Origin of the sequence: Ideonella oryzae, assembly GCF_024055665.1 — a bacterium.
Classification (GTDB): Bacteria; Pseudomonadota; Gammaproteobacteria; order Burkholderiales; family Burkholderiaceae_C; genus Ideonella; species Ideonella oryzae.
Genome location: NZ_JAMXMC010000006.1, coordinates 313,250 through 327,083 on the forward strand (window position 1 = coordinate 313,250; position 13,834 = coordinate 327,083).

Below are 13,834 nucleotides of genomic sequence, written 5' to 3' on the forward strand. Positions count from 1 at the left end.
CACTTCCATGAGCATTTAAAGTCCGTAGACCTCGAGTCCTAAGACTCTTGGCACTCGCCTTCAAACGCCCACGCTTATCGGCTGTTACTTGTTAAAGAGCTCGGTCTTGCAACCGGTTCGATCTTGCGATCGCGCTGACTTGTCATCAGCGAAGAGGGTGAATTTTGATTCGCTCTCTTTTGCTTGTCAAGCGCTTTTTGAAGATTTCGCTTCGCGCTTCGCTTGACTCACCCCGCTGCAACCGCAAGCGGCTGTGATCAGCGAAGCCTTGCAGTGTAGCAAACGTTTTGCGATCTACGCAAGCCCTGCTCGAATCGGACGGCTTCCGCCGGACCGCAGCAGTGCCCCGCCCACCTCCTGTGGGTTGTCCGCCTCCAGCACAGCAGGAAGGGCGGCGCCCAATGCGCGGGCATCAGCGCGCAGGATCCGCTGCTTGATCGACCCGATCTGGGCCGGGTGCATCGAAAAGCTGCGCAGGCCCATGGCCAGGAGGAGCTCGGTGAAGGCGGAATCCCCCGCCATCTCGCCGCAGACGCTCACCCCGCGCCCCATGATGTTGGCCTGCTCAATGGCCTGGGCGATCAGCCTCAGCACCGCGGGATGCCAGGGGTCATAGAGATGCGACACCGCCTCATCGGCCCGATCGATGGCGAGCGCGTACTGGATCAGGTCATTCGTGCCAATGGAGATGAAGTCGAAATGGCGCAACAGACTGGGCAGGATCAGCACGGCGGCTGGAATCTCGATCATCACGCCCAGTTCCACAGCCCCATAGGCCAGTCCATCCTCCACCAGGCTGGCGCGAGCGCGCTCGATCAACGCCAGCACCTGCCGCGCCTCCTGCAAATGGGCCACCATGGGAACGAGGATGCGCACCCGGCCATGGGCGGCCGCCCGCAGAATGGCCCGCAACTGCTGCAGGAACATGTCCGGCTCGGACAAGCTCCAGCGGATGGCCCGCAGCCCCAAGGCGGGATTCAGACTGTGCTCGTGCCTCAGTTCCTGAACCGAGAGCCGGTCCAGCGGCTTGTCAGCCCCGACATCGACCGTGCGAATCGTCACCGGCAACCCATTCAGCGCCGTCACCACAGCACGGTAGGCCTCGTACTGTTCCTGCTCATCAGGCAGGTGGCCGCCGCGGTTCATGAACAGAAACTCGCTGCGGAACAGCCCCACCCCCACGGCGCCGGCTTCCAGCACCGCCGGCGCGTCACTGGGCAGTTCAATGTTGGCCAGCAACTCAACGGCCTGCCCATCCAAAGTGACCGACGGCGTGTTGCGAAGCCGCTTGAGCCGAGCCCGCTCCAACTCAGACTGCTGCTGGCGAAAGCGGTACTCCTCCAACACCATGGGCGGTGGATTGACGATCAGGATCCCCGCGTCGCCGTCGATCACCACCCAATCGTCCTGCCGCACCAGTCGACTCGCCTCGCGCGCACCGACCACCGCAGGGATGTCCATGCTGCGCGCCACGATGGCAGTGTGGGAGGTCCGCCCGCCCACATCGGTGACGAACCCGGTGAAGAGGCTGTGCTTGAACTGAAGCATGTCCGCCGGTGCGATGTCATTGGCCACCAGCACCAGGGGCTCCTCGCCCGCCTGATCGCGCGGAGGCGCCGCCACTGGGGCATCCGGCGCCATCAATCCCTTGCGGTGACGGACCAGCACCTTGATCAGCCGCTCAGCCACCTGCTCGACATCCGCCTTGCGCTCGCGCAAATACTCATCGCCCATGTCGTCGAACTGCCTGGACAGCACCTCCAACTGGGACGCCACGGCCCATTCGGCGTTGTAGTGGCGCTGGATGATCCAGTTGACGATGGCGTCCGTCAGCATCGGGTCATGCAGCATCATCAGATGCACATCCAGCAAGGCCACCAGCTCGGCGTGCGCTTCCTCAGGCACCTCCCGCTTCAGGGCCATCAATTCGGCCGACACCTCATCGCGTGCCTGGCGCAGGCGCGCCACCTCATGCCCCACGTCCGCGGGATCAACAAAGTGGTGCGTCACATCGAAGCGGCTGGAGGCCAGCAGGACCGCCCGGCCGATCGCCACGCCCCGGGACACAGGCAAACCGAAGACCTGGATGCTCATGCCCAGCAATGTAGCAGCCTGCCTCAATCACCCTGGTGCCCGGAACACCTCGTCACCAAAGCGTCAATCCCGTGTCATGCCGCGGTCACCGGCCCTGGAGAGCATCTCTCCCATGGATCAGGATACCCCGCCCATGAAAGAACTGCCCACCCCCACCCTGCCGCTGATCGGGATGCTGGACTTCCGCGCCCCGCGTCAGGTGCCTGTGCGCAGGGCACCGGTCAACATGGCCGCCCCGATGGCAGGCGATGGTGCTTTCGAGGTGCTGTGGGCCCGGCACCAGGACGAGGTCCGGGAGGCCCAGGCCCTGCGGTACCGGGTGTTCGCCCAGGAAATGGGGGCCAGCCTGCGTCCGCCGCCGGGCACACCGGAGGGCCTGGACGTGGATCTCTTCGACGACTTCTGCGAGCACCTGATCGTGCGCAGCCTTCCCCAGGACGACCGCCCCGCCCAAGTCATCGGCACCTACCGGGTGCTCACGCCGGGGGCCGCGCGGCGCGCCGGGGGGTACTACAGCGACACCGAATTCGACCTGACGCGGCTGCGCCCCCTGCGGGAGCGCCTGGCGGAACTGGGTCGCTCCTGTGTGGACCCGGACCATCGCTCTGGTGGCGTCATCCTGGCACTGTGGGGGGCCCTGGCCTCGTTCATGGACCAGAACGGCCTGGACGCCATGGTGGGCTGTGCCAGCATCAGCATGCGCGATGGCGGGCATGCTGCTGCCAGCATCTGGCAACGCCTGAGCCAAAGCCATCTGGCCCCGGTGGAGCATCAGGTTCGTCCCAGGCACCCGCTGCCTGTGGATGAGCTCAACCAGGCTTTGCCAGTGGAACCGCCCGCCCTGATCAAGGGTTACCTGCGCGTCGGCGCAAAGGTGCTGGGCGCCCCGGCCTGGGATCCGGACTTCAACACGGCCGATCTGCCGATGCTGATGCGCCTGGGCGATCTGCCCAGCCGCTACCGCCGCCACTTCCTGGGCGGATTGTGAAGCGTTGAGCGCGCGCGACCTCTCGCGGTCGCGCAGCGCTCACTGCCCTTCGCCGAACTTGTCGTCGATGAGCGCCTTGAGCGACTCGAAAGCAGCCTGCTCATCGGGACCGTCGACCTCCAGCTCGACCTGGGAGCCCAGCCCGGCCGCCAGCATCATCACGCCCATGATGCTCTTGGCATTGACCCGACGCTCGCCGCGGCTCATGAACACCTCGGACTTGAAACTGGTGGCCAGCTTGGTGAGCTTGGCCGAGGCCCGGGCATGCAGGCCCAGCTTATTGCTGATGGTGAGCGTGGCTTTGATCATGGGTCAGCAAGTTTAAGGCCTGGTTCTGTGGTCGCTGCGAAGCGATCTGCATCACCCCCTGGCTGCCCCCCGCCACGGCCCGGCCCACCAACGACTCCAAGGACTCGTCCAGGTGACTCAGCAGGCGCCACAGCATCGGCACGTTGACGCCTGTCACCAACCGCACCTCCACCCCGTCGGTCAGCCTCTGAACCACATTGCTGGGGGTGGCACCAAAGACATCGGTCAGCACCAGCACCGGGTGCCCGGACATGCCGGCCAGGCTCTCGCGGACCCGCACCTCCACCTGCTCGACGGGCTCGTCCGGTGCCACGTCCAGCGCGCTCACCCGGTCCAGACGCTCCGGAAAGACATGGCCGGCCACTGCCCGCAGGGCAGAAGCCAAAGGCGTGTGCGCAACGATCAGCAAACCTGGCATGTGCGTTTCCGGACCATCAACAAGGGGATTGACGAGCGATTGGCCGTCATCGGCCCGGCATTATCGCGATCCGGCATCCGGCATGTCCCCCCAAGAAGCGTAGCGCGCAGCATCGCGCTGTGGCACAAAGTTCGTCTTGGCGTCGCCCCGCGCGACCCCACAAAAACTCCGCTGCGCCGAAAGTTGCACTTTGTCACAATCAAAGCCACACCAACGGTCCCCCTTTGCCCACCCGGAGAGTCCCCATGACACCCCAGGCCCCCGCCGCCGCCGAACGCTACTGGCTGCAGATCATCAGCCAGATGGGTGGAGATGTGGCCATGCACCTCTCCGCAGTCCAGACTCAGCTGGAGCAGCTCGGCCCAAGCCTGCCGCCAGCCCCCGAGCTGCAGAAGCTGCAGACCCGGTTGGCGCGGGTGCGACAGATCGGGATGCTGGGCCAGCAACTGGCCCGCATGGCGGCTGGCGAAGTGCATCAGGTGCCGGAAGAGGTGTCGCTCACCAACGTCTTGCGTGAAGTGCTGGCCCAGCAAAAGGCCAGGGCCGCCTTGCGGGGTGTAGAACTGCACCGCGCCATGCACCCAGCCACCGTGCTGCTGGACCCGAGCCTGCTCCATGGTTTCGTCCAGCAACTGACAGACTGGGCGCTCGCACAGTCCCAGGATCGGCTGGACATCCGGCTGGAGATGCGCGACTGGCCGCCCCAGGCGCGCCTGCAACTCACGGCCAGCCACCCCCAGCCCTGGGACGAACCCCAGGCCAGCGACCAACTGCTGGCCTGGTGCCTGATCGAACAGATGGCCCGCACGCAACACTTGCGGCTGGAGCGGGTGGAGCGGCCAGACGTCACCCAGGTGGTGATCGGCTTTCCCCAGACCCTGAGCCCGGACACGGCCTTCGGCGTGGGCGACGACGACGCGGAACACCTGTCGTCCGCCTTCGCCCTCTCCCAGGCCTCGCGCCCCCTGGCCGGTAGCCACTGGCTGGTGATTGCGGGTCAGCGCGATGTGCGCGCAGAGGTGCGCGAGGCCCTGCGTGCCAGCGGCATGCTGGTGGACTTTGTGGGCAACCTTCAGGAAGCCGAGGACTTCTGTCGGGACAGCATGCCCCACGGCATCCTGTTCGAGGCCATCCTGGGTGAAGAGCGGGTCGAGCGGCTGCGCCACCGCCTGAGCGCACGAGCCCCCCAACTGGTCTGGGTCGAGATCGCCGCCGAAGGTCTGTACGCGCAACCTGCCGAGCCTGGCCAGGGGCGCCCCGCCCGCGTCGGTCGCGACGCATTGTCCGAACGGCTCACCGCCCTGCTGGAATCGGAATACACCCGCCATCTCTGAGGGGCATCGGCGGGGCTACACTGCGGCATCGTCCGCTGGATCGTCTCGGATAGCGTATGCGTCGCCGTCAGCACCTCCGCCTTGTCGCCGGCCTCCTGGCCTCCACCGCCGCTGCCCCCTTGCTTCTGGCGGGCTGCTCCAGCCGTGAAGCCGCCCCCGATGTGAAGGTGTCGCTGCTCGATGGTCGCCAGCAGGCCCTGTCGGCCCTGCGCGGCAAAGTCGTGCTGGTGAACTTCTGGGCCACCAGTTGCACGACCTGCGTGCACGAGATGCCGCAGATCGTCAGCACCCACCAGAAGTTCCAAGGTCAGGGTTATGAGACCCTGGCCGTGGCGATGAGCTACGACCAGCCCGACTATGTGGCCGGCTTCGCCAAAACCCGTGACCTGCCCTTCCTCGTGGCACTGGACAAGAGCGGCGAAGCCGCCAAAGGCTTCGGCGAGGTCAGACTCACGCCCACCAGCTTCCTGCTGGACAAGCGCGGCAACATCGTCAAGAAATACGTCGGCGAGCCCGATTTCACCGCCTTGCACCAGCTGATCGGCCAACTTCTGGCCGAAGCCTGAACACCCAACGCCCCTTTTGCCGCCGACCTGCCGGCCGGCATGGCGGTTCGCACTCGGCGACAATGGCCGATTGCCCGCCCCCTGCCCATGACCGCGCTTGCCCTGTCGTTCCTCACCTTTGTCTCGACAGCGCTGGGCGGCCTGCTGGCCCTGAAGTTCCGGGACCGGCTGCACCACCTGCTGGGCTTCACTGCCGGCGTGATGCTCGGGGTGGTCGCCTTCGACCTGCTGCCCGAGGTCTTTGAACTCTCCAGCTCGCGTGGCGAGAACGGCCTGAAACCCATGGTCGCCCTCGTGGCCGGCTTCCTGCTGTTCCATGCCCTGGAGAAATTCGTGCTGGTGCACACCGCGCACGAAGAGGAATACGCCCATCACGCCCATCCCCATGTCGGCGTGGTCTCCGCTCTGGCGCTGATCAGCCACAGCTTCCTGGATGGCGCCGGCATCGGCCTGGCCTTCCAGGTATCCGACGCCGCGGGCATCACCGTGGCGCTGGCGGTGATCGCGCACGATTTCTGCGATGGTCTCAATACCGTGGGCCTGATGCTGCTGCACCGGAACAAGACCTCGCATTCCGTGGTGATGCTGGTCCTGGATGCTCTGGCGCCGGTGCTGGGCGCGGCCACCACGCTGGTCTTCACCTTGCCGCCGGACCTGCTGGTGCTCTACCTGGGCGGCTTTGCCGGCGTGCTGCTCTACATCGGCGTGGCCGACATCCTGCCCCAGGCCCACTCCCAGGCCGGGCCGGGCGCCTCGCTGCGCCTGATCAGCCTGACCGCCCTGGGCGCCGCCCTGATGTACGCGGTCGTCCGCGCGACGGGCTGAGGCCAGCGCACGCTGGCCGGCCCGGGCCAGCCATGGAAGAATCGCGGCGCCTGCCGCCATCGCCATGCCACGTCCGTCCCGCCACCAGCGCCTGAGCACCTGGCTTGCCAGCCTGGGCTTCCTGCTGGGCCTGCTGGCCCCGCTGGTGACCCATGCTCTGGCGCAGGCCGGGGCCGATGTGGACGCGGCCCTGGCAACCATCTGTTCGGCCAGCCATGCCGGGCCTTCGGACACGCCGGTCCCCGGCCACCTGCCCGACGAGGACCACCACTGCCTGGCCTGCGTGCTGCTGCCGCCACTGGCATCGCCGCCATCGGCCGGCCTGCTGGCCCTGGCCCCGCCGTCTGGCCCGGCCCACCGCCTGGCGGCCCCGCCGCGAACCTGGCACCGCGAGCCCGTCTGGCCCGCCGCGCAGGCCCGCGCGCCACCGCCCGTGGCCTGAGCGGGCGCCCTCCGGGTCGCCCCGTCTTTCCCCGCCTCTGACCGCCGCCACCGCTCCTCCGGTGGCGGTACGCCCCAGTTCGCGCAGCCGCCTGTCCGCGACAGGCGAGGCCGCGCACACCGCATCGAGAACCGACATGCACACCCCCACCCTGGCACGCACCGCGCTGGCCCTGAGCACCTTCGTCCTGCTGAACCTGGGCCTCAGCCCGCAGGCCCTCGCCTGCGCCGCCTGCGGCTGCACACTCAGCAGCGACATCGACACCCTGGGCCTGTCCACCGGCAGCGGCTGGCACGCCGACCTGCGCTACGACGTGCTCAACCAAAACCAGCTGCGCAGCGGCACCGGCACGATCTCCGGGCCCAATGCCGCAGCGATGCAGCACGACGGCGAACCGATGGAAGTCGAGCGCTACACCGACAACCAGTACGCCACGCTCGGTCTGGACTACAGCCCCGACGGGATCTGGGGCCTGAACCTGCAACTGCCCTACATCCACCGCCACCACAGCACGCTGGGCACCGCCTCCGACGGGGTCACCCCGGGGCCGGGCGGCGAACAGTACACCTCCACCACGTCCAGCCTGGGTGATGCCCGCCTGGTGGCCCGCTACCAGGGGCTGCTGCCCGAACACAATCTGGGCCTGACGCTGGGCCTGAAACTGCCCACCGGGCGCTTCCACAAGACGGGCAACTCCACCGACCCGACCGAACCCGGCCCCGCCGACATCGACCGTGGCCTGCAGCCCGGCACCGGCACCACCGATCTGCTGCTGGGGGCCTTCTACCTGGGCGAGGCTGCGCCGGACTGGGGTTACTTCGCCCAGGCCAGCTTCCAGGCTGCGCTGGGTGAACGCGAGCAATACCGTCCCGGCAGCGGCGTGAACCTGAACCTCGGCGTGCACTACGACGGCTGGGGCGCCTGGACGCCGCAGCTGCAGCTCAATCTGCGCCGAAGCAACCGCGACAGTGGCGAGGCGGCCGAGCCGGTGAGCACCGGCGGCACCCTGGCCTACCTGAGCCCGGGCCTGAGCTGGCACTTCCGCACCGACGCCAGCCTCTACGGCTTCGTCCAGCTGCCGGTCTACCAGCGGGTCAACGGTGTGCAGCTGGCGCCCAAGGCCACCGCCTCGCTGGGCGCGCGCTTCGCGTTCTGAGGCCAACGCGGCGTGGCGGCGGCTTCGCCGTCGCGCCGCCTTCCCACGCGCTCAGGCCATTCAGATCACGCCGGCCTGGGCAGCCTGCTGGTCCGCGTGGTACGACGAACGGACCATCGCGCCCACCGCCGCGTGGGTGAAGCCCATCTTGTAGGCCTCGGTCTCGAACATCTTGAAGGTGTCCGGGTGCACGTAGCGGCGCACCGGCAGGTGGTGGCCCGAGGGGGCCAGGTACTGGCCGATGGTCAGCATGTCGATGCCGTGGGCCCGCATGTCGCGCATGACGTCGAGGATTTCCTCGTCGGTCTCGCCCAGCCCCACCATCAGCCCGCTCTTGGTCGGCACGCCCGGCACTTCCTGCTTGAAGCGCTGCAGCAGGGTCAGGCTGAACTGGTAGTCGGCGCCGGGTCGGGCTTCCTTGTACAGGCGCGGCACCGTCTCCAGGTTGTGGTTCATCACGTCCGGCGGGCTGGCCTTGAGGATGTCCAGCGCCTTGTCCAGGCGGCCACGAAAGTCGGGCACCAGCACCTCGATCTGGGTCTGGGGCGACTGCTCACGCACCTGGCGGATGCATTCGACGTAGTGGCCCGCGCCACCGTCGCGCAGGTCGTCGCGGTCCACGCTGGTGATGACCACGTACTTGAGCTTGAGCGCGGCAATGGTCTTGGCCAGGTTGCCGGGCTCCTCGGTGTCCAGCGGGTCCGGGCGGCCGTGGCCCACGTCGCAGAAGGGGCAGCGGCGGGTGCACTTGTCACCCATGATCATGAAGGTGGCCGTGCCGTGGCCGAAGCACTCGCCGATGTTGGGGCAGGAGGCTTCCTCGCAGACGGTGTGCAGCTTGTGCTCGCGCAGGATCTGCTTGATCTCGTAAAAGCGGGTCGTGGGGCTGCCGGCCTTCACGCGGATCCAGTCGGGCTTCTTCAGCGTCTCGGCCGGCACGATCTTGATCGGGATGCGGGCGGTCTTGGCCTCGGCCTTCTGCTTGGCCGAGGCGTCGTAGGCGGCGCCGGTCTTGTGTTCGTGCGTGGTGTTCTCGGTGGCCATGTCGTCAGTGCCTTGCCGCGGTGGCGGCGTTGCGTGAGGATCGGGAAGAAGAAAGGTGCCGCTAGGCGGTCGCGGGCGGGCTCAGGTGGGCGGCCAGACGCTCGATCAGCACGGCCGCCACGGCCTCGGGCGTGACGTGGACGCCCAGTGTAGCGAGGTCCACCGTGGCCAGCCCGGCATAGCCGCAGGGGTTGATGCGGTGGAAGGGCTCGAGGTCCATCGCCACGTTGAGCGACACGCCGTGGTACGTGCAGTGGTTGCTCACCTTGATGCCCAGCGCGGAGATCTTGCCCAGGCCGGCGAACGGGTCCTGGCGCGGCCCGGCGGGCAAACCGGCGTTCAGCGGGTCGGCCAGGTTCACGTAGATGCCCGGGGCGCTTTCCACCCGGAAGCCGATCACACCGAAGCGCTCCAGCGTCTGGATCACGGCGGCTTCCAGGCGGAAGACGTATTCCTTGACGTAGATGCCCAGGCGCCGCAGGTCCACCAGCGGGTAGACCACCACCTGACCCGGGCCGTGGTAAGTCACCTGCCCGCCGCGGTTGCTCTGCACCACCGGGATGTCGCCCGCGCCCAGCACATGCTCGGCCTTGCCGGCCACGCCCTGGGTGAAGACGGGCGGATGCGCCACCCACCAGAACTCGTCGGGGGTGTCGGGCCCGCGCGCGGCCGTGAAGGCCTGCATCGCAGCGAAGGTCTCGTCATAGGGCACCAGGCCCCAGGCGCGCACAAAGGCCCCGCCGGACAGCGCGGAGGCCACGGGCACGGTGCGGTGGTTCATGCCCCCGATTGTCCCCGAGCGGCAGAGGGCTTGCCGTGGCAGGCTTATCGTCGGGCTTGAGCTTGCTTCAGGAGAGGTCATGTTCCTCCGCCCCGCCCTGCGATGGCCCTGGGCCGTGCCGCTGTTGTGCCTGGCGCTGTGCGGCGCCGCACCGGCGCAGGATCTGGCCGAGGCGCCGCCCCAGGCCGACCCCGCGCTGCAGCAGGCGCTGGACGCCTACGCCCAGGGCCGCTGGGCCGAGGCCGCCCGGTCCTTCGAAGTCCTGGCCCGCCAGGGCCAGCCGGTGGCCCAGCACGACCTGGCCGCCATGCACCTGCGCGGCGAGGTGCCGCAGGCCAGCGTGGCCACCGCCCTGCACTGGCTGCTGCAGGCGGCCGATGCAGGCTTCGTCACCTCGCAGCAGGCGCTGGGGGAGTTGTATGAAAGTGGCCGCCTGGGCTGGAAGGACCTGCCGCAGGCGGTGGCCTGGTACCGCCGCGCGGCCGAGGCCGGCAGCCCGCAGGCGCAGCTGGAGATGGGCACGGCCTGCTTCCTGGGCCGGGGCACGCCACAGGACCTGGCCCAGGCCGCCCAGTGGTACCGCCAGGCCGCGCTGGCCGGCGACCTGGGGGCGATGTACATCCTGGCCTCGATGTACGAGAAAGGTGAAGGGGTGGACGCCAACCGCCGGCTGGCGCTCTACTGGTACGCGGCGGCCGCCGATGCAGGCGACGACGCGGCGCCCTACAAGGTCAAGGAGCTGACCGATGCGGAACCGCCCAGCCCCTGACGGGCTGGGCACGGGGCGTCAGAACACCACTTTCACCATCGGGTGCGAAGTCAGGGCGCGGTAGAGCTCATCGAGCTGGTCGCGGCTGGTGGCGGTGACCGTGATGGTCAGACCCAGGTAGTTGCCGGCAGCACTGGGCCGGCGCTCGACGCTGTCCGGGTCGAACTCGGGGTCGAACTGCAGCGCCACCGCCACGATGGCGGCCTCGAAACCCTCGACATGCGCACCCATCACCTTGATGGGAAAGGCACTCGGGTACTCGATCAGCGACTCTTCGGGCGGAATGGGGCGGTTCATCATGCGGGCTGAGTTGGGGGTGCCGCGTGGAATATCAAGAGGCCCGTCAGGCCGCCTGTTCCGCCTTGGCCCGCTGGTAGGCCTCGTACAGCCGGCCATAGACCGGGCCGGGCTTGCCACGCAGCGCGCCGTGGCCCACCGGTTCGCCGTCCAGCCGGGTCACGGCCAGCACCTCCTTGCCGGTGGAGCTGAGCAGCACCTCGTCAGCCGCCCGCAGGTCGGCCTCGCAGATCGGCCGCAGGTTGAAAGCGATGCCTGCCTCCTCGCACAGCTCGCGCAGCAGGCCCACCCGGATGCCGGGCAGCACATGCGGCCCCATTGGCGGCCCCAGCAGCGCCCCCTCCTGCACGATCCACACATTGCTGCTGGCGCCCTCGGTCAGCCAGGGGCCGCCAGGTTCGCCCTCGCGCAGCAGCAGGGTCTCGGCCGCACCGGCGTCCACGGACACCTGGCGGGCCATCACATTGCCCAGCAGCGAGATGCTCTTGATGTCGCCATGCGACCAGCGCAGGTCTGGCGCGGTGACGCAGGCCGCGCCATGGTGGCGCCACTCGGCCGGCACCGGCTTGAGCGGGGTACTCATCAGAAAGACGGTGGGCGTCAGGTCGGGCAGCATGGCGTGCTCGCGCAGGGCCACGCCGCGGGTGACCTGCAGGTAGATCAGCTGGTCGTCGAAGGGCTGGGCCGCCACCAGGCGCCGCACCCGGGCCTCCCAGCCCGCCACGTCGTGCGGGGCCGGGAGGCGCAGCCGGTCCAGGTTGCGGGCCAGCCGGGCCATGTGATCGGCAAAGCGGAACAGGCGCCGGCCATAGACCGGCAGGGCCTCGTAGACGCCGTCGCCCAGCAAAAAGCCCCGGTCCAGAACCGACACGCGGGCCTGGGACAGGGGCAGCAGTTCACCGTCGAGATCGCAGACGAAATCCGGCAGCGGTGCACTCATGATGGGCCCTCCTCAGAGGGCCACAGATTACTTGATCCAGAGGCGGATGGCATCCCAGGCGCGGCCAAAGAGTCCGGCCAGCGGCACATCCTCGGCCACCACCAGGGGCACGGTGACCACGGTGGCGCCGGCCGCGTCGGTCACCTTGAGCGTGCCCACGCGCTGGCCCTTGGTCAGCGGGGCCACCAGCGGGTCGGTGCGCTCGATGCTGGTCTTGAGCTTGTCGCCCTCGCCCTTGGGCACCGACACATAGACCGCACCCTGCGGGCCGACCAGAGCCACCTCAGGCTTGGCGCCCTTCCACACCTTGACCGTGGCCACCGGCTTGCTGGCGTCAAAGAGGCGGACCGCGTCGAACTGGGTGAAGCCCCAGTTCAGCAGCTTCTGGCTCTCGGTGGCCCGGCCATCCTTGGAGTCAGCCCCCAGCACCACCGACAGCAGACGGCGCTTGCCGTTGGGGAAATCGCGCTGGGCCGAGGCCACCAGGCAGTAGCCGGCGCCATCGGTGTAGCCGGTCTTCATGCCGTCCACCGAAGGATCGCGGCGCAGCAGCAGGTTGCGGTTGTCCTGGCGGATCTTGTTGTAGGTGTACTCCTTCATGGAGTAATACGGATAGCGCTCGGGGAAGTCGCGGATGATGTGCGAGGCGATCACCGAAATGTCGCGGGCGCTGGAGTAGTGCCCCGCCTCGGTCAGCCCGGTCACGTTCTTGAAAGCGGTGTTCTTCAGGCCCCAGGCCTGGGCCTGGCGGTTCATCACGCCGACGAAGCCGTCCAGGCTGCCGGCCGTGCCTTCGGCCAGGGCCACCGCGGCGTCGTTGCCCGACACCACGATCATGCCCTTGAGCAGATCGTCCACCGAGGGCTGCATGGTGGTGTCGATGAACATCAGCGAGCCGCCGCCCTTGCGCTCGGCCCAGGCCCGCTGCGACACCGACAGGTGCTGGTCCAGCGACACCTTTTTGTCGCGCAGGGCCTGGAACACCTCGTAGGCGGTCATCAGCTTGGTCAGCGAGGCCGGCTCGAAGCGGGTGTCGGCGTCGCGCTCGGCCAGCACCTGGTTGGTCGTCATGTCCAGCAGCAGGTAGCCGTGGGCGGCGATTTCCGGCGGTTGCGGCAGCTGCGCAGCGGCCGGCAGCACGGCGCCCAGCGCCAGCACGGCACCGAACAAGGGGGAGCGAAGAGAGATCATGGAATTTCCGGTCACAGAGAAGGAAAAGCGCCCGCCAGCCGGGCCCTGTGCACTCAGCGGTGCCAGGCCCCGGTCACCAGGGACTTCAGGACAGACAGCTGTCCGTGGAAAAAGTGCCCCACACCGGGCACGACGACCACCGGCAGGACCTGGGGCCGCGCCCAGTCCAGCGTGGCCTGCAGTGGCACCACGTCGTCGGCCTCGCCGTGGATGACGAGGGTGTCGGCCGGCACCGGCGGCACAGGGAAACGGGACGTGGCCGGCCCGACCAGGGCCAGGCGCTCGGCGGCCTGGTCGGCCGGCAGCCGGGCCGCCGCCGCAGCGGCCACGTAGGCGCCGAAGGAAAAACCCGCCAAGGCCAGCGGCAGGGCCGGGTCGCGCACGGCCGCGACCACGGCCAGCGCGTCGTCGACCTCACCGCGGCCCTCGTCGTACTGGCCGGCCGAAGCCCCCACGCCGCGGAAGTTGAAGCGCACCACCCGGTAGCCCAGCTGCAGGAAGGCCCGCGCCAGGGTCTGGACCACCTTGTTGTCCATGGTGCCGCCGTGCAGGGGGTGGGGGTGGCAGACCACCACGACGCCGCGCGGGGCGGTGTCCTGCGGCGCATCGACCGCCACCTCCAGCGGGCCGGCGGGTCCGGCCACGGACAGGAGCTGCGACTGCGGATTGAGGCCCGCCAT

16 protein-coding genes are annotated in these 13,834 nt (G+C 68.5%); 7 read left to right on the forward strand and 9 right to left on the reverse strand.

Features of this window, described 5'->3' with window-relative positions:
- Positions 1-294 precede the first annotated feature (294 nt).
- Positions 295-2,094, reverse strand: a complete 1,800-nt coding sequence (ptsP, locus tag M0L44_RS12285) for a phosphoenolpyruvate--protein phosphotransferase (protein WP_252769981.1) — start codon at positions 2,092-2,094, stop codon at positions 295-297.
- Between the two features lie 133 nt (positions 2,095-2,227).
- On the opposite strand from ptsP, the gene M0L44_RS12290 reads away from it, so the two are divergent.
- Positions 2,228-3,082: a GNAT family N-acetyltransferase gene (locus tag M0L44_RS12290; protein ID WP_252769982.1), complete on the forward strand. Its 855-nt coding sequence runs from the start codon at positions 2,228-2,230 to the stop codon at positions 3,080-3,082.
- A gap of 39 nt (positions 3,083-3,121) precedes the next feature.
- Here the strand turns inward: M0L44_RS12290 and M0L44_RS12295 are convergent, their stop codons facing one another.
- Both M0L44_RS12295 and M0L44_RS12300 read right to left on the reverse strand, forming a co-directional pair.
- Positions 3,122-3,391 (reverse strand): HPr family phosphocarrier protein, encoded by a 270-nt coding sequence (locus M0L44_RS12295; RefSeq protein WP_252769983.1) that lies wholly within the window; start codon positions 3,389-3,391, stop codon positions 3,122-3,124.
- Positions 3,360-3,809: a PTS sugar transporter subunit IIA gene (locus M0L44_RS12300; protein ID WP_252769984.1), complete on the reverse strand. Its 450-nt coding sequence runs from the start codon at positions 3,807-3,809 to the stop codon at positions 3,360-3,362. Before M0L44_RS12300 ends, M0L44_RS12295 begins: the two co-directional genes overlap by 32 nt.
- A gap of 245 nt (positions 3,810-4,054) precedes the next feature.
- Here M0L44_RS12300 and M0L44_RS12305 point away from each other — a divergent pair, with 245 nt between their 5' ends.
- The 5 genes from M0L44_RS12305 (at position 4,055) to M0L44_RS12325 (ending at position 8,132) form a co-directional block, all read left to right on the forward strand.
- Positions 4,055-5,143 carry an ATP-binding protein gene (locus tag M0L44_RS12305; protein ID WP_252769985.1) on the forward strand — a complete coding sequence of 363 codons (1,089 nt, stop codon included), beginning with the start codon at positions 4,055-4,057 and terminating at the stop codon, positions 5,141-5,143.
- Positions 5,144-5,199: 56 nt separating this feature from the next.
- Positions 5,200-5,709 carry a TlpA disulfide reductase family protein gene (locus M0L44_RS12310; protein WP_252769986.1) on the forward strand — a complete coding sequence of 170 codons (510 nt, stop codon included), beginning with the start codon at positions 5,200-5,202 and terminating at the stop codon, positions 5,707-5,709.
- 87 nt (positions 5,710-5,796) lie between these two features.
- Positions 5,797-6,534, forward strand: coding sequence for a ZIP family metal transporter (locus M0L44_RS12315; protein ID WP_252769987.1), 738 nt, complete (start codon positions 5,797-5,799; stop codon positions 6,532-6,534).
- Between the two features lie 64 nt (positions 6,535-6,598).
- Entirely contained in the window at positions 6,599-6,976 is a 378-nt protein-coding gene (locus tag M0L44_RS12320) for a DUF2946 family protein (protein ID WP_252769988.1), read from the forward strand.
- A gap of 136 nt (positions 6,977-7,112) precedes the next feature.
- Complete coding sequence (locus tag M0L44_RS12325; protein ID WP_252769989.1) at positions 7,113-8,132, forward strand: TonB-dependent receptor; 1,020 nt, start codon at positions 7,113-7,115, stop codon at positions 8,130-8,132.
- Between the two features lie 60 nt (positions 8,133-8,192).
- Here M0L44_RS12325 and lipA read toward each other — a convergent pair whose 3' ends face one another.
- Positions 8,193-9,176, reverse strand: coding sequence for a lipoyl synthase (gene lipA / locus M0L44_RS12330; RefSeq protein ID WP_252769990.1), 984 nt, complete (start codon positions 9,174-9,176; stop codon positions 8,193-8,195).
- Between the two features lie 61 nt (positions 9,177-9,237).
- A complete protein-coding gene (gene lipB, locus M0L44_RS12335; protein WP_256490242.1) occupies positions 9,238-9,957 on the reverse strand; it encodes a lipoyl(octanoyl) transferase LipB in 720 nt (239 codons plus the stop codon).
- Between the two features lie 79 nt (positions 9,958-10,036).
- On the opposite strand from lipB, the gene M0L44_RS22115 reads away from it, so the two are divergent.
- Positions 10,037-10,726 carry a tetratricopeptide repeat protein gene (locus tag M0L44_RS22115; protein WP_290429055.1) on the forward strand — a complete coding sequence of 230 codons (690 nt, stop codon included), beginning with the start codon at positions 10,037-10,039 and terminating at the stop codon, positions 10,724-10,726.
- Between the two features lie 18 nt (positions 10,727-10,744).
- Here the strand turns inward: M0L44_RS22115 and M0L44_RS12355 are convergent, their stop codons facing one another.
- From M0L44_RS12355 to M0L44_RS12370, 4 genes are read right to left on the reverse strand one after another with little or no spacing between them, the layout of a single operon-like run.
- Positions 10,745-11,023: a DUF493 family protein gene (locus M0L44_RS12355; RefSeq protein ID WP_252769991.1), complete on the reverse strand. Its 279-nt coding sequence runs from the start codon at positions 11,021-11,023 to the stop codon at positions 10,745-10,747.
- A 46-nt stretch (positions 11,024-11,069) separates the two neighbouring features.
- The gene (locus tag M0L44_RS12360) at positions 11,070-11,963 is read right to left on the reverse strand and encodes an aminotransferase class IV (RefSeq protein ID WP_252769992.1); all 894 of its coding nucleotides are present in this window, start codon (positions 11,961-11,963) and stop codon (positions 11,070-11,072) included.
- A gap of 27 nt (positions 11,964-11,990) precedes the next feature.
- Positions 11,991-13,154: a D-alanyl-D-alanine carboxypeptidase family protein gene (locus tag M0L44_RS12365; RefSeq protein ID WP_252769993.1), complete on the reverse strand. Its 1,164-nt coding sequence runs from the start codon at positions 13,152-13,154 to the stop codon at positions 11,991-11,993.
- Positions 13,155-13,207: 53 nt separating this feature from the next.
- Positions 13,208-13,834 carry an alpha/beta hydrolase gene (locus tag M0L44_RS12370; RefSeq protein ID WP_252769994.1) on the reverse strand — a complete coding sequence of 209 codons (627 nt, stop codon included), beginning with the start codon at positions 13,832-13,834 and terminating at the stop codon, positions 13,208-13,210.